The organism is Hyphomicrobium sp., assembly GCF_041674905.1.
Classification (GTDB): domain Bacteria; phylum Pseudomonadota; class Alphaproteobacteria; order Rhizobiales; family Hyphomicrobiaceae; genus Hyphomicrobium_B.
Window position 1 is genome coordinate 1 of sequence record NZ_JBAYUV010000036.1, and the last position, 22,958, is coordinate 22,958.

The 22,958-nt window shown below is 60.6% G+C and carries 20 protein-coding genes and 1 tRNA gene; 5 read left to right on the forward strand and 16 right to left on the reverse strand.

What is annotated here, in order from left to right; genetic code table 11:
* Positions 1-178: 178 nt before the first annotated feature.
* Positions 179-406 (forward strand): 2TM domain-containing protein, encoded by a 228-nt coding sequence (locus WC026_RS13570; RefSeq protein ID WP_372711544.1) that lies wholly within the window; start codon positions 179-181, stop codon positions 404-406.
* A gap of 77 nt (positions 407-483) precedes the next feature.
* Entirely contained in the window at positions 484-1,128 is a 645-nt protein-coding gene (locus tag WC026_RS13575) for a hypothetical protein (RefSeq protein ID WP_372711545.1), read from the forward strand.
* A 42-nt stretch (positions 1,129-1,170) separates the two neighbouring features.
* On the opposite strand, the gene WC026_RS13580 is transcribed toward WC026_RS13575, so the two are convergent.
* From WC026_RS13580 to WC026_RS13590, 3 genes are all read right to left on the reverse strand, one after another.
* Positions 1,171-1,371 carry a DUF6494 family protein gene (locus WC026_RS13580; protein WP_372711546.1) on the reverse strand — a complete coding sequence of 67 codons (201 nt, stop codon included), beginning with the start codon at positions 1,369-1,371 and terminating at the stop codon, positions 1,171-1,173.
* A gap of 615 nt (positions 1,372-1,986) precedes the next feature.
* Positions 1,987-2,062, reverse strand: a tRNA-Lys gene (locus WC026_RS13585).
* Positions 2,063-2,241: 179 nt separating this feature from the next.
* Complete coding sequence (locus WC026_RS13590) at positions 2,242-3,822, reverse strand: 2-isopropylmalate synthase (RefSeq protein WP_372711547.1); 1,581 nt, start codon at positions 3,820-3,822, stop codon at positions 2,242-2,244.
* A 441-nt stretch (positions 3,823-4,263) separates the two neighbouring features.
* Between WC026_RS13590 and WC026_RS13595 the strand changes: the two genes are divergently transcribed.
* Positions 4,264-4,824: a cytochrome b gene (locus WC026_RS13595; protein WP_372711548.1), complete on the forward strand. Its 561-nt coding sequence runs from the start codon at positions 4,264-4,266 to the stop codon at positions 4,822-4,824.
* Positions 4,825-4,840: 16 nt separating this feature from the next.
* Here WC026_RS13595 and WC026_RS13600 read toward each other — a convergent pair whose 3' ends face one another.
* From WC026_RS13600 to WC026_RS13645, 10 genes are all read right to left on the reverse strand, one after another.
* Positions 4,841-5,755: a PhzF family phenazine biosynthesis protein gene (locus WC026_RS13600; protein ID WP_372711549.1), complete on the reverse strand. Its 915-nt coding sequence runs from the start codon at positions 5,753-5,755 to the stop codon at positions 4,841-4,843.
* 111 nt (positions 5,756-5,866) lie between these two features.
* Entirely contained in the window at positions 5,867-6,586 is a 720-nt protein-coding gene (locus WC026_RS13605; protein WP_372711550.1) for an NUDIX hydrolase, read from the reverse strand.
* Positions 6,587-7,365: 779 nt separating this feature from the next.
* Positions 7,366-8,385, reverse strand: a complete 1,020-nt coding sequence (ilvC, locus tag WC026_RS13610) for a ketol-acid reductoisomerase (protein WP_372711551.1) — start codon at positions 8,383-8,385, stop codon at positions 7,366-7,368.
* A 242-nt stretch (positions 8,386-8,627) separates the two neighbouring features.
* Positions 8,628-9,176, reverse strand: coding sequence for an acetolactate synthase small subunit (gene ilvN, locus WC026_RS13615; protein WP_372711552.1), 549 nt, complete (start codon positions 9,174-9,176; stop codon positions 8,628-8,630).
* Positions 9,177-9,193: 17 nt separating this feature from the next.
* Positions 9,194-9,868: a glutathione S-transferase family protein gene (locus tag WC026_RS13620; RefSeq protein WP_372711553.1), complete on the reverse strand. Its 675-nt coding sequence runs from the start codon at positions 9,866-9,868 to the stop codon at positions 9,194-9,196.
* Positions 9,869-9,870: 2 nt separating this feature from the next.
* A complete protein-coding gene (locus WC026_RS13625) occupies positions 9,871-10,404 on the reverse strand; it encodes a hypothetical protein (RefSeq protein WP_372711554.1) in 534 nt (177 codons plus the stop codon).
* Positions 10,401-12,167, reverse strand: a complete 1,767-nt coding sequence (locus WC026_RS13630) for an acetolactate synthase 3 large subunit (RefSeq protein ID WP_372711555.1) — start codon at positions 12,165-12,167, stop codon at positions 10,401-10,403. The genes WC026_RS13625 and WC026_RS13630 overlap by 4 nt, the downstream gene beginning before the upstream one ends.
* Before the next feature lie 95 nt (positions 12,168-12,262).
* Positions 12,263-13,195 (reverse strand): tRNA (adenosine(37)-N6)-dimethylallyltransferase MiaA, encoded by a 933-nt coding sequence (miaA, locus tag WC026_RS13635; RefSeq protein WP_372711556.1) that lies wholly within the window; start codon positions 13,193-13,195, stop codon positions 12,263-12,265.
* 78 nt (positions 13,196-13,273) lie between these two features.
* Positions 13,274-14,542 carry a carbohydrate porin gene (locus tag WC026_RS13640; protein ID WP_372711557.1) on the reverse strand — a complete coding sequence of 423 codons (1,269 nt, stop codon included), beginning with the start codon at positions 14,540-14,542 and terminating at the stop codon, positions 13,274-13,276.
* Positions 14,543-14,838: 296 nt separating this feature from the next.
* Complete coding sequence (locus WC026_RS13645; protein WP_372711558.1) at positions 14,839-15,507, reverse strand: hypothetical protein; 669 nt, start codon at positions 15,505-15,507, stop codon at positions 14,839-14,841.
* Positions 15,508-15,745: 238 nt separating this feature from the next.
* Between WC026_RS13645 and WC026_RS13650 the strand changes: the two genes are divergently transcribed.
* Complete coding sequence (locus tag WC026_RS13650) at positions 15,746-16,198, forward strand: pseudoazurin (RefSeq protein ID WP_372711559.1); 453 nt, start codon at positions 15,746-15,748, stop codon at positions 16,196-16,198.
* A 113-nt stretch (positions 16,199-16,311) separates the two neighbouring features.
* On the opposite strand, the gene WC026_RS13655 is transcribed toward WC026_RS13650, so the two are convergent.
* Positions 16,312-18,255: an ABC transporter ATP-binding protein/permease gene (locus tag WC026_RS13655; protein WP_372711560.1), complete on the reverse strand. Its 1,944-nt coding sequence runs from the start codon at positions 18,253-18,255 to the stop codon at positions 16,312-16,314.
* 35 nt (positions 18,256-18,290) lie between these two features.
* Positions 18,291-19,841: a LysM peptidoglycan-binding domain-containing protein gene (locus WC026_RS13660; protein ID WP_372711561.1), complete on the reverse strand. Its 1,551-nt coding sequence runs from the start codon at positions 19,839-19,841 to the stop codon at positions 18,291-18,293.
* Positions 19,842-20,138: 297 nt separating this feature from the next.
* Between WC026_RS13660 and WC026_RS13665 the strand changes: the two genes are divergently transcribed.
* The gene (locus tag WC026_RS13665) at positions 20,139-20,798 is read left to right on the forward strand and encodes a TIGR00730 family Rossman fold protein (RefSeq protein ID WP_372711562.1); all 660 of its coding nucleotides are present in this window, start codon (positions 20,139-20,141) and stop codon (positions 20,796-20,798) included.
* 22 nt (positions 20,799-20,820) lie between these two features.
* Here the strand turns inward: WC026_RS13665 and WC026_RS13670 are convergent, their stop codons facing one another.
* Positions 20,821-22,866 carry an acyltransferase family protein gene (locus WC026_RS13670; protein ID WP_372711563.1) on the reverse strand — a complete coding sequence of 682 codons (2,046 nt, stop codon included), beginning with the start codon at positions 22,864-22,866 and terminating at the stop codon, positions 20,821-20,823.
* Positions 22,867-22,958 lie beyond the last annotated feature (92 nt).

The window sequence follows — 22,958 nt, forward strand, 5'->3', positions numbered from 1 at the left end:
CTGCTTCATCCCCGCCCTCGCGCCGACGCAGGCACAGGGCTCCAATCTGCCGCACTTTTAGTCCGGCGCGGCCGAACAAATCAGCCGCTTCTGTGAGGGATTATTGCTCCGGCTTTTACACGTGGCGGAAGCACGCCAATGAATTATAGCCGACACATCGCTTCGCAGGAGCTCGTACATGCACAATGTCTGGCAGGACGGCGGATTTCGCATCCATCTCATCGTATACGCAGCGGTCAATATCCTGCTGCTCGCAATCAATCTGTTCACCGACCGCAGTCATTTGTGGTTTTACTGGCCGCTTATTGCTTGGGGACTAGGACTGATCGGCCATGCGTTCCTGGTTCATCGAAGAGGGCCAAAGGCGGTTAGAAGAATCCAGATTCCACGCCCACCTGGCCGCTGAGCGAACTCCATCCCATTGGGATCCAATCTCCAATCGGAGCGTTTAGCATCATAGGCAAACTCAAGACGAGTCCTGTCATGCGGATTCTAGCTCTGTTGCTGCTTCTGGGGTTGACGCCAGCTCTTACTTCTTGGACGCAGGCGGCAGGCAAACAAACTGCTTTGAGAGGTCATTACTTCCTGGTGGTTTGGGGGTACCAGGGAGAGACCAATGACGTTGTGCAATCGCACACATTCGCCAGCTTTTATAACGGCGAAGATTTGGCCCACGGCATCATCAAACCGGCGACGATCAGCTGGTTGCCCGCCTCGCATATTGTGCAGCCGTTCGGTGTAGAAAAGGGCCACAACTTTACGCTTCAGCAAACATTGCAGATGGCATGTCAGTCAGGACGAGAAGTAAGATTCATGGGGCCGTACGAGATTAAGCCGGCGCTTTTCCAAAGGGCCTTAAAACGGATCGAGCTTCTGAAGTCCGGTCGGATCAGATACTCCATGTTCGATACTGCTCATGGTACCATGAATTGTATTGATGCGGCGGGGGACCTCACCCCAACCCCTCTAGACACCGGAATCTCTTGGGGGTTTGTTGCCAGCGCCAAAGTCGTTCGGCATCTGTCACCATATTTTGTGAGAAGTAGGAAAACAATCGGAGCTCTGGCAGGCATCCTCGCTCCAAAAGCATGTTCGCAACCACGACCAGAGATGACCCAACAGCGCTAGCCAAAATACGGCGTACGTCTTTGTAACCCAGACCCGACTGTCTCACGCTTCACCGAGGTCGATCTCGTCCTCGATAACATGATTGAGATCGGTGCCGTCAGCGGTCAGAACCATTTTCAGTTTAAGTTTGCCGGCACCTTCGAGGTTGCGCTCACGAACAATACGTTCAACTTCCTGCTGCGAAGTTACGCCGACGTGTTTCAAAAATTTTCGCAGCGACAGATTGAAATTTTCGCTTTCCATGGTGCCTCCAAAAGCAGCCTTCGATTGTCAAGCCGTATGATGCTATCAGCTACTTGAACGGTTTTCTTGGAACTAGGAGTCGCAAAAGATCAAAATAAAAACCCCGCTGAGCGATTTTTTATGAAACGGGCGACTGTGTTTGAAGACATGTCCAGCTGAGGCTCAGCGTGAGTTCGGCATCGACAGCACACCTCTGCTTAGCGAGTACTAGACTCGACCGGACTAATAAAATCGAACCGTCCCGTACCTTCCGTCGGGGTGAACGATCGTGGCTTTCCGCAATGCCCCCACGGTTACGATCAGGTGGCGTGTCCAACCGATTAGGATATGACCGTCCGATGAAAGCAATAAAGACGCCGACATGGGGGATGCCAGCGTCTTGGGACAGGCTACGTCTTGAGGGAGGAGACGTCCTGCCATTCGATCCAGGGGGGAGGATCGTAGTCGTAGAACAAAGGGGCAGAACTTCGGTTCCCAGGGAATCCACGATCGGGAAACGTCCAGACGTACGGCCGAGCCTGTAGCTCAAAGCCAGTCGGCCAAACGACCGTCAAAAAGTTTATAGGTGTTTATAGTTTTTAGGACTTACACGTCGTAACGCTAAGTCATTGATTTTGGTGGGTGATCACGGGCTCGAACCGTGGACCCGCTGATTAAGAGTCAGCTGCTCTACCAACTGAGCTAATCACCCGCCGTGCCGTCGTCGCGCCATTCGACATGGCCCAAGGACGTCGAAGGGGCCCGAATGCGGGCCCCGTGGGGGAGCGAATAGCATCGGCGAACCGACCTGTCCACCCCCTCGACATCGAAGCCGGTCCAGCGCCGGAAAAGCCGCACGCGAGACCGGGAATCCGCCTCGAAATCCGCGTTTCAGACGGCCTGCTGAGCCTGCGCCGTTTTCTGCCGCTTTACCGTGAGCTTGGTGAGAGCTGCCACGTAGGCGCGCGCGGAGGCGACGAGCGTGTCCGGATCGGCGGAACGACCGGTCACGATGCGACCGTCCTCCTCGAGCCGCACGGAAACCTCGGCCTGGGCGTCGGTTCCTTCCGTCACCGCATGGACCTGATAGAGGTCGAGGCGGGCATTGTGCGGCAGGAGCTGCTTGATGGCGTTGAAAGTTGCATCGACAGGTCCATTGCCGACGCTCTGCACCGTCTTCGACTGGCCTTCGATATCGAGCGTCAACGTCGCCGACTGCGGCCCCATCGTGCCGGCGATCACCGTCAACGCGGCGACCTTCACGCGGTCGTTCATGTGCGCGACGCCGTCGTCGACGAGAGCTTCGATGTCCTCGTCGTAGACGTGCTTCTTGCGATCAGCGAGGGCCTTGAAGCGATTGAAGGCGTCCTCCATCGCGTTGTCGCCGAGATTGTAGCCGAGTTCCTTGAGCTTCGATTTGAACGCCGCGCGGCCCGAGTGCTTGCCCATGACGAGCGACGATTTTCCGACGCCAACAGATTCGGGCGTCATGATCTCGTAAGTCTCGGTATGCTTCAGCACGCCGTCCTGGTGGATGCCGCTTTCGTGCGCGAAGGCGTTGCGGCCGACGATCGCCTTGTTGTACTGCACGGGAAAATTCGTCACCGCCGAGACGAGCTTCGACGCGCGCGACAGCATCTCGGTCTTGATGCTGGTGTGATGCGGCATCAGATCGTGGCGCGTGCGAACCGCCATGACGATCTCTTCGAGCGCGGCGTTGCCAGCGCGTTCGCCGAGGCCATTGATCGTGCATTCAATCTGACGTGCGCCAGCGCGAACGCCTGCGAGCGAATTCGCCACCGCGAGGCCGAGATCGTCGTGGCAATGGGTCGAGATCACGACCTTGTCCATGCCCGGCACGCGCGTCCTCAGCATCGTGATGAGGTCGAAATATTCCTCGGGCAGCGCATAGCCGACGGTATCGGGAATGTTGATCGTGGTGGCGCCGGCCTTGATCGCCGCCTCGCAGACACGGCAGAGATAATCGTGCTCGGTGCGCGTCGCATCCATCGCGCTCCATTCGACGTCGTCGGTGTAGCCGCGGGCGCGCGTCACGGAGGCGACGACGCGCTCGAACACTTCGTCTTGCGAGAGCTGCAGCTGATGCTGGCGGTGCAGCGGTGACGTGCCGATGAAGGTATGGATGCGGCCGCGTTTGGCATGCTTGATGGCTTCGCCCGCGCGGTCGATGTCGCCGAAGTTGGCGCGCGCAAGACCGCAGATCACCGAATGCCGGGCGAGCTTGGCGATTTCCGTCACCGACTCGAAGTCGCCTTCGGAGGCGATCGGAAAACCGGCTTCGATGATGTCGACACCCATGTCGTCGAGAAGCTCGGCAACCTGCAGCTTTTCCTCGGACGTCATCGTCGCGCCGGGGCACTGCTCGCCGTCGCGCAGGGTGGTATCAAAAATAACGATCTTGTCTTCGCCACGCTTCGGCGCGGCCGGCGCATTGTCGGTAACGGACGTCATAGGTTTCTATCCTTTGCCGGGCGACCGCTCATGGGGATCGCCGCTTGTCGCTCTACGCTCATTCGAAAATTCGTCCATCCCCTGAGCACCCACTCGGCGGACAGCCGAGTTTCATGCGGCCCAGGGGCCCGTAAGCGGCAATAGAAAACCTTTATCGCACCAGAACACGAATTCCCGGGCACGCTCCGAAGGGAGGGCGCGCTGCGCGCAGGGCCAAACTGGGAACGGTACCTGTGTCATCTTATCCTGTGGAACGCCAATCCCCTGCCGGAGTCAAGTCCGCCAGTCTTTAAATGGTCTAAAGTAATCCCGAAATGCAAGGGAGAGGGAGGTGCGGCGCCTCGACCGACGGGTCAAAAGGAGTCCGCCGTTCTGCCGGCATGCGGGACCGGCGTTGCCTTCCTCGATACTGAGCCCGCAAACGCATGGAGACATTACGTTATGACTTCGGTTGCCGGAACGACGCTCCGCCGGGAGACTTATCCGCCTACCCTCATCGCAATCCACTGGTTAACTTTCCTTCTGATCGCAGCCGTATTCGCGACCATCGAATTGAGGGTGTACTTTCCCAAGGGCAGCGACCCGCGAGACCAACTCAAGGCTCTGCATTTCATGCTGGGACTGACGGTCCTGCTGCTGGTCATCGTCCGGATTTTCGTTAGAAGCCGGGGGCACACGCCGGAGATCATACCGCGGCCCAGCATTTGGCAGACGGCCGCAGCGCACGCCATGCATGCTGTTCTTTATATAGCGATGATCGCTATGCCCGTGCTCGGCTGGCTCATCCTGAGTGGCGAAGGCAAGCCGATCCCGTTCTTCGGGCTGACGCTGCCGCCGCTGATCGGCGAGAATAAAGACCTCGCCCACCAGATCGAGGGCGCACACGAATTTATCGGCAACGCGCTCTATTTCCTGATCGGATTTCACGCGCTTGCCGCGCTCGCGCATCATTACCTGATGAAAGACAACACGCTGGTGCGGATACTGCCGCGCGCTCGCTGAGCGTGCGGCGTCTTCGTCAGGCCAAGAGCTTGCCTTCGGCGACCCGGATGGCGTGGCCGCCGATGCGAACCGTCTCGAGCTTGCCGCGTCCCTTCGTCATCGTCAGTGCGATGGCGCTCGGGCGGCCGATCTCGATGCCCTGCTCGATGGCGCGCTTGTGCATGCCGTCCGGCAACTCGTCGAACTCGTTGATGACGTGAGCGAAGCCTGCCGCAGCCGAGCCCGTGGCCGGATCTTCCGGCACCCCGATGTCCGGCGCAAACATGCGGGCATGAAACGCTGACTGCACGCGTACGGACTGGCGCGTATAGAGGTAGACCCCGTGCACATCGCGAGCGGTGAAAACATCGGCCCAACGCTGCGGCGCGATTTTTACTTTCGCCATGGCTTCGAGATTGGCGACCGGCACGAACGCGAAATTGTTCGCTCCTCTGAGCAGAGTCGGCTTGTGATTTTCAAAGCCGACCTCCGTCGGGATCAGTCCGACGGCGGCGGAAACCTCCTCGGGCTCCGGCAGACGCTCCAGAGTTGCGGTGGCTTTCGGCGCGTCGAACTCGCCGAACGCGGCGGCTTGCGATCGCAGCCTGACGCCGACGCGCACGCTGCCGATCTCCTCTTCCAGCGCGATGATCGCGTCGCGCTCGCCGTTGATCTGCAGCTGCGTTCGAAGTTCCGCGAGAAGCACTGCGGCGCCGAGCGTCGGGTGACCGGCGAATGCAAGTTCGCGGCTCGGGGTAAAGATACGGATGCGCGCCGTGTGCCCGGCGCTCGTCGGAGCCAGAACAAAAACTGTTTCCGAAAGATTGAATTCGCGCGCGATCGTCTGCATGTCGGCGCTGGAAAGATTGTCGGCGTCGGTCACGACGGCCAGCGGATTGCCGCCGAAGGGCCTCTCGGTGAATACATCCAGGACATAGTAATTGAGCGCCATTGTGCGCCAGTCTCCCCGCTGCGAGCCGAACCCACGCTCTATCAGCGGAGTGGCGGCACCATGCGGCAAGGCGATGTTGCCGCCAAGCACTTTTTGCGCCGCACGAGCCGATCAACCCTCGGCAAAAAGTGCATTCAGCAGCACGCGCATGTAGGGCGGCATTGCGAGGTTTTCGATGTCGGAGGGTCCGGCGATGGGAATGATCGCATCAAGCTCCGGATTAGACGAGGCGGCGATGTGCTGTCCGGCGCGCCTGACGAATTCCGCCGTCGTCATCCTGGCGCGCAGCGGAACGCCGATCGAAAGCTGCGGCCCCGAGCGCGTCAGATAAAAGCCGTCCTCTTTCTCGAGCGCCGCGAGATCGATGCCGGTTTCCTCGGCAGCCTCGCGCAGCGCCGAGCGATCGATGTGAATGATGCCTTGCGTATCGACATCCTGCTCGTCGATGAAGCCGGCCGGCGCGTAGGCTTGGCCGCCGTTGACGTTTCCCATTCGCTGACGCCCGAGCATGAGGTGTCCATCCTGCGTACGGATGAGCGCCGAGCCGAAGCCGTCGAGAACGCCCGCCTCGGGAAAGCCCGCGAGCCGCCAATAAAGATAGCTCTTGAAATCCGTGCGGAGCAGAGACGCCTGCAACGCTCCGCCTGAGAGCGTGACGCCGTCGACGAGATAGATGACGCCATTAAAATAGTTCGGGTTGGCGTGCTTCGCCTTGGCCCAATGCGCGTCGATCGCTCCGGCGTTTTCCTCACCAAACGCCCAGCGCGCGGAACTCACCTGCAACAGGCACGACGAAAGTTTCGTCACGCCGTTCCAATCGTTGCGGGACATGCGCTCAAAACGATTTTGCATCATCGAAAAGAAAGCCAAGCCACAAATAAGTCTCGATCTGATTAGAACTCGGCGCGGTCATTTTGAGACAGATCTAAATGCTCCAAGCGCTGATATCACCGCAAGATTTCGCGCCGTCGCGACTCCCCACAAAATCATCTTGGCCATGTAATTTGCGAAGTTCGGTCATGACGTCGACACGATTCCAATCGCATATCGCTATCAAGACAGCGTCGCTGGGGGGCGACAGTCAAGATCTCCCAGCACCTCATTGCCGGTTCTAGTCCTGGTGTTGCATCAGGGTTCATTACGGCGAGGTGCGCGTAGGGATCATCTGCCTCCCGATGGAAAGCCATCGGGCCCACGTAGCAAACGTGCTGCGCGGAGCCCCACCATATCCGAGGAAGCCGCGTGAGCGGCAGAATTCGGAAACGGGCGGCAGAGGTCCCCGCTCCTCTGCCGCCCGCGTTAGTCCCGGCCATCCGTCCTGCGTATTGGGCGAACGGCTGGATATGACGTGGACCGCCCGCGCTGCCGCACGTAAACCCTCCCCAAGAGAGCGGCAGTGCGGGTGGGTTCACGGCTTCGCTATTCCCGGAAAATTTGCAAATTTCTGAATTCGAGCCGATGTCGCGTCGACGCGCGCGAACGCTTGTGATCGGGCTTCCTACGCCGGCAAGAGATTTTGTCCGCGACCGCTGTATAAAAAAAGAAGCGGCGGATATCGATCCGCCGCTTCTTGTGTTCGACTCACCTTTTGCGCCCGATACGGCGACGGGTCAGTTCTTGCCTTTGTCGACGAGCTTGTTCTTCGAGATCCACGGCATCATGGCGCGAAGCTTGGCGCCGACTTCCTCGATCTGATGGCTGTCGTTCAGGCGGCGCGTCGCCTTGAAGCTCGGCTGACCGGCCTTGCATTCCAGCATCCAGTCGCGCGTAAAGCGGCCCGACTGGATGTCGGCGAGAACTTTCTTCATCTCGGCCTTCGTTTCCGGCGTGACGATGCGCGGACCCGTGCGGTACTCGCCATATTCGGCCGTGTTCGAGATCGAGTAGTTCATGTTGGCGATGCCGCCCTCATAGATGAGGTCGACGATCAGCTTCACTTCGTGCAGGCATTCGAAGTACGCCATCTCCGGCGCATAGCCTGCTTCGACGAGCGTCTCGAAGCCGTTGCGGATCAATTCGACGAGGCCGCCGCAGAGAACAGCCTGCTCGCCGAACAGATCCGTTTCGCATTCCTCGCGGAACGTCGTCTCGATGACGCCCGAGCGGCCGCCACCGATGGCCGACGCATACGACAGAAAGAGATCGTGGGCGTTGCCGCTCTTGTCCTGATGCACGGCGATGAGGCACGGCACGCCGCCGCCCTTCTGATATTCGCCGCGCACGGTGTGGCCCGGGCCTTTCGGCGCGACCATGCCGACGTCGAGATCGTCGCGCGGCTCGATCAGATTGAAATGCACGTTGAGGCCGTGCGCGAAAAGGAGCGCAGCGCCCTTCTTCATATTCGGAGCGAGATGATCCTTATAGATATCGCCCTGCAGTTCGTCGGGCGTCAGCATCATGATGACGTCGGCCCACTTCGCGGCGTCCGCCACATCCAGGACCTTGAAGCCTTCCTTCTCCGCCTTCTGCGCGGAGGCCGAGCCCTTGCGAAGCGCGATCGCGACGTCCTTGACGCCCGAGTCGCGAAGGTTCAGCGCGTGTGCGTGGCCCTGGCTGCCGTAGCCGACGACAGCAACTTTCTTCGACTTGATGAGATTGATGTCGGCATCACGATCGTAATAGACGCGCATGGGCGGCCTTTCGGGTTCCCCGGTCGGAATCGACGGTCGGGCTGGGTTGACGTCGGACGCGATAGAGAGCGCCCAGAAAATATGGCCGGAACCTACTCAGAACGCCTCGCCGTTTCAACGGTCATTGCGTGCGCGAACGGACGCGGCGGCAACGGGCGGCGGGTTTCAAAGCCCGGATGAGCCGAGCTTCATTAACTGAACCTTCTGCAGACCGGCTTCCTGGATGCTCCCTAGCGCGAAATTCAGTGACCGCCGGGACCGCGCCCGATGGCGGCGATCCCGGTGCGCGAAACTTCCGCAAGACCAAGCTCGATCATGAGATTGAGGAAGGTCTCGATCTTTGACGGCTTGCCCGTCATTTCGAAAACGAAGTGCTCGATCGAAGTGTCGACGACGCGGGCACGGAAAATTTCGGCGATGCGCAGCGCCTCGATCCGCTTTTCGCCTTTGCCGACAACCTTGACCAGCGCCAGCTCGCGCTCGATGGCGTCGCCTTCTTCCGTCAGATCGCGCACGCGATGCACCGGCACGAGCCGTTCGAGCTGATGCTTGATCTGCTGCAGTACGGCGGGCGTGCCGCTGGTGATGACGGTGATGCGCGAGAGATGCTTCTCGTGCTCGACCTCGGTCACGGTCAGCGAGTCGATGTTGTAGCCGCGGCCCGCGAAAAGGCCGATGACGCGCGCCAGCACGCCCGGCTCGTTGTCGACAAAGATCGACAGCGTGCGGGAGACGGTCTCCTGCGGGCGCGACGGACTTGGATAGTGGGACTGCTTCTGCGGGTCGGCCATTGTGATGATCTCAATCGTCAGACGTAGCTTTCGATGAGCGTGTGTCCCATCGAATAATCCGGAATTCGCCACTCTTCCTTGAACGCCGCCGTCCGCCATTCAACGAAAGCAGGTAGCGCAAGCATGGTGTCCATGTAGGCGCGCGTCGCCTCACGAACCGGGACGCCATAGGTCTCGAAGCGCGTGACGATCGGAAGGTACATGGCGTCGGCGGCCGTGAAGGCGCCGTAAAGGTACGGTCCGCCGCCGCCAAAGCGATTGCGGGCTTCGGACCAGATATCTTCGATGCGATCGATGTTCGCCTGCAGCGAGTCGGTCAGCACGGGAGTTGCGAAACGTGCGCCGAGATGCATCGGGCACGCCTGGCGCAGCGCCTGAAACCCGCTGTGCATTTCGTTTGAAATCGCGCGGGCGTGCGCACGCGCCTTGGCATCGCGTGGCCAGATGGCGCGATCCGGAAAAGCCTCAGCGATCGTTTCAATGATCGCCATGCTTTCCCAGACGATCGCGTCACCATCGATGAGAACGGGAACCTTACCCGAGGGAGAATATTCCAGAAGCCGCTCGCGGCTGTCCGGCCGGCGCAGCGGAATGGTGATTTCCTCGAACGGGAGATCGAAAGTCTTCAGCAGCGCCCAAGGGCGCAACGACCACGACGAATACAGTTTATTGGCGACTACCAGTTTCAGCATGTTCAGGGTGCATCCTGCGGGGCTGCACCGTTCGCCTCGCCGGGTTTGCCGGGCGGAAACGCCGATTTAATGAAAATCGGCATTCCGTTCTTGTCGACGAGCTTCCTGAAAGCGTCAGCTTCCTTGACCGAGATATTATACTGCTTGAACGCGGCCACGAACCTCTGTCCCATGCTGTTGGCGATATCCTCCGGCGCCGGGACGCCCATGCGCACGCGCTCGGCCTGCGGGATTCTCGCGTAGATTCGTGCCAGCACCTGCGAGTGCATGTAATCCTGCGCCATGCAGGACTCGAGGCCCGGGGTATATTTGCTCGACAGCATCTGGGTGCGATAGCAGGCGTCGAGAAACTTCAACACGCCTTGTGAACCCTCGCGCCTATGGAGCTCGGCAAGCCGCTTCGCCGCGTCCTTGACGTTGGCGACGCGATCCCACGACTCCTTCGCGAACGAAGGCGCCGGGGCAGCCGCCGTCGCGCCCAGCACGAGCGCGATCAGAAGTCCCCGGATAGCACCGCGTGTTTTGATGTGCTTCACACCAACACCTTGCCTTCATCACCGATTGCGCGCTCGACCTCTTCGTCGGACACATGTTCGCCGAGCAGCATTTCATTATGGGCCTTGCCCGACGGAATCATCGGGAAGCAGTTGGCGAGCTTCGCCACATGGCAGTCGAAGATGACCGGCCCCTTGGTGTTGATCATCGCCTCGATCGCGTCGTCGAGATCGGCCGGATGATCGCAACGCATTCCGGTCCAGCCATAGGCATCGGCGAGCTTGACGAAATCCGGAAGCGCTTCGGTATAGCTTTCCGACAGGCGATTGCCGTGTAGAAGCTGCTGCCACTGGCGCACCATGCCCATGTACTCATTGTTCATGATGAACACCTTCACAGGCAGCCGATACTGGACCGCCGTCGAGCACTCCTGGATGTTCATCAGGATCGAGGCATCGCCCGCCACGTCGACGACAAGCGACTTCGGATGCGCGAGCTGCACGCCGATCGCGGCCGGCAGCCCGTATCCCATCGTTCCAAGTCCGCCCGACGTCATCCAACGGTTCGGCTCCTCGAAGTGGAGGAATTGGGCGGCCCACATCTGATGCTGGCCAACCTCAGTCGTGAAGTAGGAGTCGCGATCTTTCGTCAATTCATAAAGACGCTGACACGCATACTGCGGCATGATCATGTCTTTGGAGTTCGTGTAGGCAAGCGATTTTTTTGCGCGCCAGCCTTCGACCTGCTTCCACCAAGCCTTGTGTGCCGCCTTATCGACCACCGGCGCTTTGGCCTTCCAGATCTTCAGCATCTCTTCGAGCACGTAGGCGCAGTCGCCGACGATCGGGATATCGACCTGAATGTTCTTGTTGATCGACGACGGATCGATGTCGACGTGAATTTTCTTCGAACCCGGCGAGAACGCGTCGATGCGGCCCGTGATGCGGTCATCGAAGCGCGCGCCGATGTTGATCATCACGTCGCAATCGTGCATCGCGAGGTTGGCTTCGTAGGTCCCGTGCATGCCGAGCATGCCGAGCCACTGCTTGTCGGATGCGGGATAAGCGCCGAGCCCCATCAGCGTCGAGGTGATCGGATAGCCCGTCAGACGGACGAATTCGCGCAGCAGCTGGCTCGCCTTCGGACCCGAATTGATGACGCCGCCGCCGGTATAGAACACAGGCTTCTTGGCGGCCGCGATCACCTCGACGGCTTCGCGCACGGCCGACTGGTCCGGCTTCAGATGCGGACGGTACGTCTTATGCTGGATGTTCGAGGGCCCGACGTAGTTGCCGGTCGCGAACTGCACATCCTTCGGGATGTCGACGACAACGGGACCCGGGCGGCCGGTGCGCGCGATATGAAACGCTTCATGCAGCACGCGCGCCAGATCGTTGACGTTCTTGACGAGCGTGTTGTGCTTCGTGCATGGGCGCGTGATACCGACCGTATCGCATTCCTGGAATGCATCGTTGCCGATCAGATGCGTCGGCACCTGCCCGGTGATGCAGACGAGCGGAATCGAATCCATCAGCGCGTCGGTGAGGCCGGTCACGGCGTTTGTTGCGCCCGGGCCCGAGGTCACTAGACACACACCGACCTTGCCGGTCGAGCGCGCGTAGCCTTCGGCGGCATGCAGCGCGCCGCCTTCCTGGCGAACGAGGATGTGGCGAATCTTGTCCTGCTGGAAAAGCTCATCGTAGATCGGCAGGACGGCTCCGCCCGGATAGCCAAAAATCAGTTCGACGCCCTGGTCGGCGAGCGCTGTCAGAACGATTTCGGCACCCGTCATTGTTCGTGCCATGTGGCGAACTCCTGGATCGGCCCGTCGGCCAGCTTTTCAAAGCGTTCAAAGTTGCGGAAAGGTAGGCAAAGGAGCCTACTTGGTCAACGTCAACACTATATAAATGCGAAAATATCGCGGCTTTTACTTTCCATATATTTCTTGTAAATGATTTTCCAAGTAATCATATTTTGTTTTATCCAAGTTTCCTGGCGTTTGATATACTGGCGCGTCTCGGCCTTGGCCGCCTCCGCCGCGGCTTCAAGCGAACATTCGCCGCGAATGACGGCCAGGAGCGGACGCACGCCAATGGCGCGCATTGCTGGCAGGTCGGGATTGAGTTGCAGCGCCTCCAGAGCGCGAACCTCGTCCAGCGCGCCAGACGCGATCATGCGATCGAAGCGCGCGCCGGCGCGAGCATGGAGGTCTTCGCGGTCGAGCGTCACGAGAAGCCGGACGGCCTGCGCTTCGTCGATCATCGGCGCTCCGCGAACCTGCTGCCAGTCAGCGAGAGAGCGGCCGGTCTGTTCGATCACTTCAAGCGCTCTCACGATGCGTTGCGTATCGCTGGACGCGAGTCGCTCGGCCATGCGGGCGTCGCGTGCCGCGAGATCGCGATGGAGGTCAGCCGCGCCGCGTCGCTCGGCCTCTGCACGCCAATGCTCGCGAATCTCCGCCTCTATCGCGGGGATCGGCGACAAGCCTTCAAGGAGAGCTTTGAAATAGAGGCCGGTGCCGCCGACGATGACGGCACGGCGGCCCGCCTGACGCGCCGTGGCGAGCGCATTGGCGACATCGGCAACGAAACGACCTGCGGAATAGGCTTCGGAGGCGGGCACGAAACCGTAAAGCGCGTGCGGAAGGCGCGCTTCTTCATCGGGTGATGGCCGCGCCGTCAGAATTCGCAACTCGCGATAGACCTGCATGCTGTCGGCGTTAATTATGACGCCGCCGACATGCTCCGCGATCGCTATGGCCAGCGCCGACTTGCCGCTCGCGGTCGGACCGGCGATCAGGATCGGCGAAAGGGTATTTTGGGCGTCACTCATGAAAACGCCTCCTAGCGCAGCCGGACGGCCGACGCTAGGAGGCGAATTTCGCAAACCCGCTTGCGCAGGCCGTCAGGCTTAGTAGCTGACCTTGGCGCGTGCGCCGAAGACCGTCGCGTGACTGACTTCCGTAACCGCGCCCGGATTCCAGAAGTACTGGAAGTCCGGTGTCAGCGTGATGCCATCGCAGATCTGAGCCGCATAGTTGATTTCCAGGACGGATTCATACGTTCTGGAAAATTCCGGCTCGTCGATCTGGAGCGCGTCGCTTGAAATCTGGCCCCAGCCAAAAGCAGCGCCGAACGTATCCTTGGTGCGGCCCGGCACGAAACCGGAGAACAGGATGCCGGTGTCGAAATACATATCCATGACGCTATGATTCGTCGGGCTTCCGGACACGCGGCCGAAGATGCTCACGCTCTGATCGTCGCCGTTTTTCCAGATCTGCTGGTCGACGATGGCATAGAGACCGGAGTCCTGGCTGACGGGATTACCCGTTTTAAAGTTCTGATAAATGCCGTCAGGCGCATCGAATTGGCGCCAGCCACCAACTTTCACAGTGCCAGCGAGGCCGACGTCGTATTTAAAAGCGCCTTCCACGATCAACAGTGCGCCGTCACCGAAACGGAAATCCGTCCCGTGCCGGTTGCTCTTCTGGGCATCATCGGCATTCGGGTCTGCAGGGCTGCCGTTGAAGATACCCGCCAGGATCGTCAGGTTGTCGGTCGGAGCAAACTGCGCGCGAGCGCCCATCGAGGTCAGCGGATATGCGGGGCCGCCCTGGACCATGTTGGTCGCAAGAATGCCGGCCCAGCCGAACGTTCCGTTCAGGAATGCGCCAGCCGTATCGCTCACGAAGAACTCGGTGTCGGCCGCGATCGCGCCGAACTTCAATTTCAATTTGTCGTCGAGAAGTGCCTGCTCGAACCACAGCTCATCGAGGCGAACCGTTTCGAAGCCTTCGAGGTTGCTGACCGCGAACAAGCTGCCGGTGTTCGTCGTCGGGCCAATGCCGTGGACATAGTAGGCGTTGGCGTGGATGGTGCCGCCCTTCCAGCCGAGCATCTTTTCGAGATCGAGGTCAACGTAGGTTTCGACGAGACCATTGTACGTCGAGCCGCGCGACACGCCGCCGGACGTCACGTTGTAATATTCGCCGGTGTAGTTCACGCCGTATTGGATGCCGCGCTGTGCGAAAGAGGCTCGCACGGGATCGTTCCAACCTATGGCGATTGAATCTTCGGGAACGCCGGTGACGGGCTTGTCTTCGGCCCAAGCCCCTGCCGCTGCCCCCAGCGACATAAGCCCCATTGCCGACAAAGCGCCGACTCTAAATAGCGACCTCATTTCCATTCCCCCAATGCGCCGCGACAAGCGCCGACCTGACTGTCAGCGATGCAGCTGCGGCGACGGCCTAGCTGACCCCAGCCATCTTATGGGGAACAACAAATTAGTTGACGCGCGTCGTCAACATTAGACCGGCGGAAATCGTCCGCCTTTGAAACTTCCGGCGGAATGCTGTTGCTTGGCTGCAATAGAAGGGCCGCCAATCTTGATCTTCGGCAAGATTTTTTGCCAAAATTGCCGCGCCACACGGCCGTTCTTGCGAATTTTTGTAAACTACGCGGCCGCCACAGGGCGACTCATTTCCGCAACTGGCGAGGCAATTCGAGGCCGGTCCAGCGGCGCCACCTGTCGGCGAGACCCGGCTGCACGCGCGACCAGGCTCGCGTCAGCATGAGCTTGATCCGCGTCTTCAGCATCCGGCCATAGCGCCAGACCCACGAGGCGCGAATTTGCGCGAACAACGCGTCCTTCCAGGGCACGAACCAGTCGTAGAGGTGCGCAAACCAGGCGATGCGCATCAGGGCCGGCTTGGTCAGAATGAAGACCCGGGCAATGAGCGCGGTCGAGGCCAGCTTGGCTCCGAGAAAAAGCAGGGTTGCCGATGCGAAGTGATTGTTCGCCAGCAGCCAAACGGCGACAAACTTCAAAGGCAATAGCAGCGTCGTTGGGAGCGCGATGGCGAACAGCGCCGCGTAGGGTGGAAGGCTCGCGATCCAGCGCTCAACAGCCGCGATGGGCGCGTATTTCGCAAGCCGTGCGATGAACGCCGAAAGCGGGCGCCATCCCCATTCCTCGAACAAAACGATCAGCGCGGCGATCACGTTCAACGCGACGATGATCGGGCCGCGCGCGATGGACCACGCCGTCCGCAGCAGGCCGCGGATGACCCAAAGGGCGATCACGGAGGCCCGCCAGATCGCGAGCCAGACGCGTTTCGCCATTGAAATGAGATCGTCAGAGTTCAAGCGCACGCCTTCCGTCGGCCATCGGATAAGGCCCGCAGTCTATCAGCGTCACGAGCTGCGGGAACAATTCCGACGAATTATTCCAAACGACGGCATCCCTGCTTCCCGACGATTTACGATGAGGCGGCCACTTGCTTCGTTAAGCCGCTGTTGACGGCCGCATCAGCGGCTTGAGCCGCCTCCTTTCCAATTCTATGCTTTTTATGTAAAGAATTAAAATCGACCCAAGGAGCGTGACGTGAAGCTATCACGCCAGATTCTGTTCGCCTCATCCATCACACTTGCCGCCATCGTCGTTCCCCGTCTTGCGACGGCCGCCGAGCACGTCGTCGAAATGCGCAACAAGGACGATGCCGGAAATGCCATGGCTTTCCAACCCGGTTTTGTGAAGGTCGAAGTCGGCGACACGGTAAAATTCTTGCCGACCGATAAGAGCCATAACGCCGAGAGCGTGCCCGAGGTATGGCCCGAGGGCGTTGCGCCGATAAAGGGCGGCTTCAGCAAGGAAGTTGTTTTCAACGCTGAAAAAGAAGGGCTCTACGTCCTGAAATGCGCGCCGCACTACGGCATGGGCATGGTCGTCCTCGTGCAGGTCGACAAGCCCGTCAACCTTGACAAGATCAAAGAGTACAAGGCGACCGGGCTTGCGAAGAAGCGGCTCGACGGCGAAGTCGCGAAAGTCGTTCAGTGACGCGCACCGGCTAACGTTTTCGAGTTCTGCCGCCTGCCTCCCGGAAGGGGCCAGTCAGAGCTCGTTAAGACCCCGGGGCAGGTTCTCCCGACCTTTCCCCGGGGTTATTCTTATCATGATCGCACCGGTTCCAGCAGCGCATCGTCGTCGGCGCGCCGCGGCTCGCCCGCCTCTTCGAGAGCGTGCGCCAAGTCTTCACGCGCTTTCTCGGCCTGACGCTGACGCGCCCACAGCCCGGCGTAAAGTCCGGGACGGGCGACGAGTTCCGCGTGCGTGCCCTGCTCGACGATGCGGCCACCGTCGAGTACCAGGATCGTGTCGGCGTGTATGATCGTCGAAAGCCGGTGCGCGATGACGACCGCCGTCCTGTCTTTCGAAACGCGATCGAGTGCGTCCTGGATTTCCTTTTCCGTGTGACTGTCGAGAGCGCTCGTCGCCTCGTCGAGAATGAGGATCGGCGGCGCCTTCAAAATCGTCCGCGCGATGGCGACGCGCTGCTTCTCGCCGCCCGATAGCTTGAGCCCGCGCTCGCCGACCATCGTGTCGTAGCCGTCGGGCAGCGTTTTCACGAAGTCATCGATCTGCGCCATACGGGCCGCCTCCAGCACCTCTTCGTCCGTCGCGTCGTGACGGCCGTATTTGATGTTGTAAAAGATCGTATCATTGAACAGCACGGTATCCTGGGGAACGACGCCGATCGCGGCGCGAAGCGACGCCTGCGTGATGTCGCGAATGTCTTGCCCATCAATCGTAATCCGCCCGCTCGACACATCGTAGAAGCGCAGCAGTAGCCGGCTGATCGTCGATTTTCCGGCGCCCGACGGGCCGACGATCGCCACCATTTTTCCGGCCGGCACCTCGAAGGAAATGTCTTTCAAAATCTGGCGTTCGGGATCGTAAAAAAAGCCGACGTGCTCGAAGCGGATCGTACCGCCATCGATTTTGAGAAGCCTGGCACCCGGACGGTCCGCGACCTCCGGGTTCTGGTCAAGAACTTCCATCATCCGCTCGATGTCGGTCAGTCCCTGACGGATCTCGCGATACACCATGCCCATGAAGTTCAACGGCATGAACAGCTGCAGCATCAGCAGATTCACCATCGCGAAGCGACCGACCGTCGAGGTGCCGGCGAGCACGTCGTTGGCGGCCATGACGAGACAGACCGTCAGCGCGACGGTGAAGATGATCGCCTGGCCCGAGTTCAGCACCGCGAGGGTCGTGAAGGTCTTGATGCTTGCCTTTTCGTATTGCGCCATCGACGTGTCGTAGCGCTCGGCCTCGCGCTGCTCGGCGCCGAAGTATTTCACGGTCTCGTAGTTCAGCAGGCTGTCGACGGACTTCGTCGTGGCGTCGGTGTCGCTTTCGTTCATCACGCGGCGAATCTTCAGCCGCCAGTTGGTCGTCTGCACCGTGAACCATAAATAGCAGACGATCATCGCCACGATCGTCACGATGTAGCGCCAGTCGAACTCGAAGGCGCAGACGATGATGATCATGATGAATTCGACGATGGTCGGGATGAGCGTCATCAGCGCCATGCGGCTGATGTTCTCGATCCCCGCGCGTCCGCGCTCCAGCACGCGCGTCAACCCGCCGGTCTTGCGTTCGAGATGAAAGCGCAGAGATAAGCGATGCATGTGCTCGAACGTTGCGAGCGCCAGCGTGCGGACGGCGTGCATCGCGACCCGCGCGAACATGCCTTCGCGCACCTGCATCAGCAAGGACATCACGATCCGGGCAACGCCGTAGAACACGCAGGCGAGGATCGGCGCGCCGATCAGCCAGGGCACCGTCTGATTGGCAGGGACATGCCCCCCGGTCGCGGCAACGAGAGCGTCGGTCGCCCATTTCAATGTGAACGGAACGCCGACCGTCGCCGCCTTCGCGATCACGATCAGCACGAGCGAGCCGATGATCGTGCGCTGAAGATCAGGCCGATTGTGCGGCCAGACGTAGGGCCAGAGCGCCCGCAAAACACGTGATGTTTCGGTGGTCGGCAACAGCCGAGCCAAAGAAAAGCCGCGGCTCGCGGCGCCGTTCGATTGTCGTTGCTGCATCGCGTTGAAATAGGGTCAGAGCCAAAAAATGTCCATCAGCGCCGGGGCGGAATGAAAATGCGCTGGCAGGGATAAATGAGATTTGGATTGCGAATGATCGAGCGATTGGCGCGATAGAGCCGCCAGTAAAGCCAGCCCACCCTGTAGTGGCGTCGTGAAATTCGCCAGAGCGTGTCGCCGCTCTCGACTATGTAATGCCCGGGCGGCCGGATGCGGCGTCCCGCGAGGTGGCAACGCGGCGTTCGTCTGATCCAGCGCCTGACGACCGGTCCGCGTGCGAGCTTGCGCGACGCAACCTTGGTTTGTACGGCCTGCGTCTTGGACGGCTGCTTGACGCCGGTGTCGGGCTTCGGCTGCGACGAGTTACCGGCAAGCGTCCCAGTTTCGGCCGCGCGCGGTTCAGGAGCCGGCGGTGGCGGCGTTTCCGCTTTTGACTGCTGTTGCTGTTTTTTCTCCGCGTCGATGGCCGCCGCGCGCTGCCGCTCCTGTTCGGCCTTCTCGGCGGCGAGCCTGACGCGCTCGTCCTCGAGGCGCTTGGCCTTTTCGTCCTCAACACGCTTTGCGTCCGCGGCCTTGCGCTGCGCTTCGGCGGCCTGGTTCTCGGCGTCGATGCGGGCGGCTTCGGCTTGCTTTGCTGCCTCCCGAGCGACGCGATCTTCCTCGGCGCGTTTTACGGCTTCGGCTGCCTTGCGAGCGTCTTCGCTGCGTTTTGCTTGTTCGGCCTCCGCGACTTTCCGGACCTCGTCGGCTTTGCGCGCGTCTTCGATCCGTTTGGCGTCCTCGGCCTTTTTCGCTTCCTCGGCGAGCTTGCGTGCCTCATCCACTCGCTTTTGCTCGTCGGCAATTTTGCGTTGCTCCTCGGCGCGCCGGGCTTCTTCTTCCGCCACCTTGCGCGCGTCTTCCGCGCGTCGCGCATCCTCAGCTTTACGGGCTTCTTCAACGCGCCGCGTCTCTTCGGCCGCCTTGCGCTCATCCTCGATGCGTTTGGCTTCCGCGTGTGCGTTGCGCTCGTCCTCTTTGCGCTTTGCGTCCTCGACGGCTTTGCGAAGGTCGTCCGCTTGCTTGGCTTCTTCAGCCTGCTTGGCTTCTTCCGTCTTGCGAGCCTCTTCGATGCGCTGCGCTTCATCGAGTTTCCTGGCGATCGAATCCTTCTCGGCGGCCGAGCCCCCGGCGACGGGCGACGTCAGCCGGGGAATGACCGTCGTCTGAAACTCGCGGTTGGCGCGCGCCAGCCAGTCGCGAACCCGATCGGCGAGGCCGAGGCCTTCGACGGGTTTGTCCTCGTTGTGAGGCTTGGCGGTTTCAGCTGAAGGCGGTTTCGCGGTTTCGACTGGGGCCTGCGCCACTTCCTGCACTGACTTTGGAGCGGGATTGAGCTCGGGATTCGGCTGAGGCTCGGGCTTGACGGTCACGCTCCCGGCGTCGGCCGTCCGGACGACTGGATCCGCGACGACGGCTGCGGCGGCCGGGTCGATCCAGGCGACTTCAACCTCGCCGACGACCGCGATGTCGTCCTTGAAAAGCTCAGTCTGGACGAGCGCGGCGCTCACGGGAATCGGCGCCATGAGCACAACCAAAGCGGTCATGGGGATGCATCCCGCCCGCACAGATGCGGCGGCCGTTTTCCGCGCAGAAACGGCTGGTTGCCCCGGTTTCATAACAACGCCTTGTAGGTCCATTATCGAGCTAAGCACACCTCAGCGTCCGCAGCCAATACGGGGCACGAATTGTATAGGCCGTGTACCTCATCGGCCACCACCGAGCCTCGCTTCGCCCGTCAACCACGCCCGCAAAAATGCCTCCATCGAAGCGCTGCGATCCCCTGGTGACCTTGGCACCGGCTTCTTACGTTAAGAGCATCGATGACTGAAAACGGAATACGAATGAACGGAATTATGAAAACGGCGGTGGATACGCCCACCGCCGACAAACGTGTCGCTGTGCCTGCTGCCATCCAGGGCGTGTGCGTCTATTGCGGCTCGGGCAAAGGCCTCAATCCGGCCTACGCCGTCGCCGCGCGAAAGCTCGGGAAGGCGCTGGCGGACAACGGCATGCGGCTTGTCTATGGCGGCGGCAGCCTCGGCCTGATGGGCGAAGTCGCGCGCGCGACGCTCGGCGGCGGCGGCAAGGTGACCGGCATCATCCCCGACTTTCTCGGAGCGCGCGAGATGATGCTGAAGGACGTCGATGAGCTGATTGTCGTCGAGAACATGCACGTGCGCAAGCAGCTGATGTTCGACCGCGCCGATGCGTTCGTCGCGCTTCCGGGCGGGATCGGAACGCTCGAGGAACTGGTCGAGCAGCTGACCTGGTCGCAGCTCGGTCGGCACGCGAAGCCGATCGTCGTTGCCAATATCGAGGGCTTCTGGGACCCGTTCCTCAATCTGCTCGAACACATGAAGCGTGAGACGTTCATCCGAGAGGGCCTCGATGTGCGCTTCAACGTCGTCGACCGGATCGAGGACGTCGTACCGTGGATTCTCGCAACGACGGAAAAGCATGCGAGCAATGGAGCAGAGCCGCAGGTCCTAAAGCAGTTCTGAGCGCGGCCCGGAGTCGGGACGGTCAGGGCACCGTAGCGGATGGGCCCGTGCCGGATATGGTCGCGAGCGGCCGCTGATTGCCAAATGCTTTAGCGTCTCTATTCGCAGGCGCATCGGAAAACGCCTGAGCAATGATGTCGCCGACAGCAGCGGCTCCTCTGCGGTTCAAATGGTTCGTATCGCGATAGAGCGGCGCGTCGTCCTCGCTGTAGTGACACACTTTGTCATCGCACAGAACGCTGTGCGGATAGACGACGCGGACGTTTGGAATCGTCGCCAAACGGGATAGAATCGGCAACACGTGGCGCTGGCGATTGAGGAACATCGCGACTGTTGGTTCCGATGGCAAGAACTGTCCCCAGGCATAATGGCGCGCGAAGGCGGTGGCTATGTTGTCAGTCTGCTCGGGTATAGGACCGAGCAAGACGACCTCTCGCCCTTTGGCAGCGATGCGCCTCACCGTTCCCTCAAGCAACGATGAGAATATCTGTGCGTTGCTGGAACGTGGACCAGGACTGAGGAGAAAGACTTCTCTGCCGTCGTTCCAGCCCTCGGCATACATCGCCCATCGCGCGACGATGACGACGCGGCGGACGTCCGGCGACATTACCCGTTTCATCATGTCGTTGACCGACGCATGGCAGTGATTGTTTTTGGCAGGGCCGTAGAACACGGCATCCGCCAAAGGTGGACAATTGAGATAACTGGCAATGACGATGGCCCGGCCGTGAGCGGCTCCATAGGCCGCGACGCCCGGGAGCAGCGCAGCGGCATGGCTATCGCCCCAAAGGACTGTGTCGGCCGTGCCGCCCATGGCGCCCACCACGCATGCGGGTTCCGGCCAGCCGCTTGCAACGGGACGAGATGCACAAGACGGTCCTTTACCTGTACCCCATTCGGCCAAGAGCGGCTCAATACTATCCGGCCAAACGTGGAACAGCTGCGGGCGGCGTGTAAGCCCGAATGCGAGCATCCCCAACACCGCAAGCGATATTGCGGCGGGTACAAAAATCGGTATCGACGGATTGCGGTGTGCGCTTTTGCGAAACGGTTGCTCGACAAACCGCCAAGAGAGCGCGCCGAGGACGACGCTTGCGGCCGCGAATGCCAAGCCAACTAAAATCCCCCCGCCGACTTCGTCCTTCCAAACATCCGGAAAGCGGTAGCGGGCGAGCACCATCAGCGGCCAATGCCAGAGATAGACGGAATAGGATATGAGCCCTATTCCGACGATCGGCGACAGGGACAGGGAACGGGCGACGATCGTGGTGGGAACATTTGTCCCGCTGCCTGCATAGATGACCAGCATCGCACCAAGACAGAGCGGCAGGGCCGCAACGCCCGGAAACGGCGTCTGCTTGTCGAAATAAAAATAGGCGAACAGGATCAGCGCGAGACCGGCGGCTGCACTCAACTCGCGCAAGGTACGCGACTCGAGACGAGGCACCGCTCCGAGTGCGAGGAGCACGCCCACGAGCAACTCCCAGACGCGTGCAGGAGTGACGAAGAAGGCCTTTTCCGGACGGAGTTCGACCATGTGGACGCTGGAGGCGAAGGATAGAAGTGCAACGAGTGTGAGAACGGGTACGACGGCTCCTCGCCGCCAGCGATAGAGGACAGTAAGCAAGAGTGGAAATACGAGGTAAAACTGCTCCTCAACGCTCAAAGACCACGTGTGCAGTAGCGGCTTGTTGATCGCGGGGCCGTCGAAATATCCCGTCTCGCGCGCGAACACATAGTTTGAGGCCGCGATTACGGCGCCGAGCAAGCTACGGCCATAGGCCTTGAGGTCGACTGGAAACAGGATCGCGGCGGCGAATAGCGAGGTAAGGGCCACCATGACGATGAACGCCGGCAAAATCCGGCGGATGCGGCGCACGTAGAACCCGTTCAGAGAAAACGATCCCGCGTCGAGTTCGGATTTTATGATCCCGGCAATAAGGAAGCCAGAAATCACAAAGAACACATCGACGCCGCCGTATCCGCCGGGTACGCCGAGGCCGAAATGGTACGCCACGACACCCGCGACGGCCAATCCGCGCAGACCATCGATGTCAACGCGATGCATTCTTGCTGCAGAGCTCGTAGGCTGGACGGCTCCCCTGCCGTTGTTCGACATCCCACCCCCGTGTCCCTGTCGCCTGTCTTGAGCTTGGCATA